Source organism: uncultured Shewanella sp. (genome assembly GCF_947495455.1).
Taxonomy (GTDB): Bacteria; Pseudomonadota; Gammaproteobacteria; order Enterobacterales; family Shewanellaceae; genus Shewanella.
The window spans coordinates 1-1102 of sequence record NZ_CANLZC010000227.1; the positions used below are offsets into that span (position 1 = coordinate 1).

Sequence of the window (1102 nt, forward strand, 5' to 3'; positions counted from 1 at the left end):
CATTGTGTCACCTATATTGATATGAAACTGATTATACAGTCTCTAAGTAGGTGGCCAAATTCACTATACCTCTTCACACTGCAAATAATCACTTAAGTGCCTATGCATGCAAAAAGAGCATATTAGTTAATCCTAACCATTATTTATGTTTATCACTTTTTCCACCTTATTGTTAAGCCAATGTTTATTAATTAATTTTTAAATGTTTATTAAACTTTTTTTCATTATTTTTCTAATAGGGTTAAGTGAAAATTAACGTAAAAAAAAGGCTAAGTGAATGGTTTTATCCCGTATGTTTTTAAAGTTAGTTTGTTTTTTATTTTTTGGTTTTGATCACTCTAATAATAAATCCATAAAGATGGGAGATAAAAAGAATGAAATGGCGCAATAATAAACGCAACACGAACCCTATCACTCCGCTATGTCTTTTGTTAGGAATAAGCTTCATTAATACTGTAACCGCTGCAATTGATGCTGATGATGATAAAGTCAACCGATTAGCATTACAGGGACAAATTGATACGCAAGCCCCCTTATCCAAAACATTATGGGCAGGTGCTCATAACGCTTATGCTTCCTATGAATGGGATGCCGCGCCTTACACTGATGTCAATCAATGGTATTCACCAAATGATTTATTTAATCGTGGTATTCGAGAAATGGAATATGATGTCTATCCCGCATCAAGCATTAGCTCCACACCTCAAATGTGCCATTTAGGCTTAGAAGAAAAGACCATGTGTATTTATATGTTTGGTACCGCAGCGACACTGGGTGAGGGGTTAGACGAAATTACCGATTATTTAGCCAATCATAAAGATGAAGTCATTTTACTTAAATTTGAAGCCTATGATTCTAGTTACCATACCAATTTCAGAAATAAAATCGGTGAAAAAATCGAAAGCCGATTAGGTGACTACGTCTTCAAACCCAGTGATTGGGGCTATGGCGATGATGACTGTGCCTCTTTACCTGTGCAAACACTGACAAAACAAGATGTACTTGATGCAGGTCGTAATGTGATCTTATTTAACCTGAACTCGGGATAAGAAATTGAACTAATAGCCCTCTTTGTGATCAGATCTTTCGACCAAGATTAATC

The 1102-nt window shown here is 35.3% G+C and carries 1 protein-coding gene; it reads left to right on the top strand.

The genetic code is table 11. The annotated features are described in order from the left end of the window. Positions 1–374 precede the first annotated feature (374 nt). Positions 375–1049, top strand: coding sequence for a hypothetical protein (locus tag Q0791_RS24880; RefSeq protein WP_299011950.1), 675 nt, complete (start codon positions 375–377; stop codon positions 1047–1049). Positions 1050–1102: the final 53 nt, after the last annotated feature.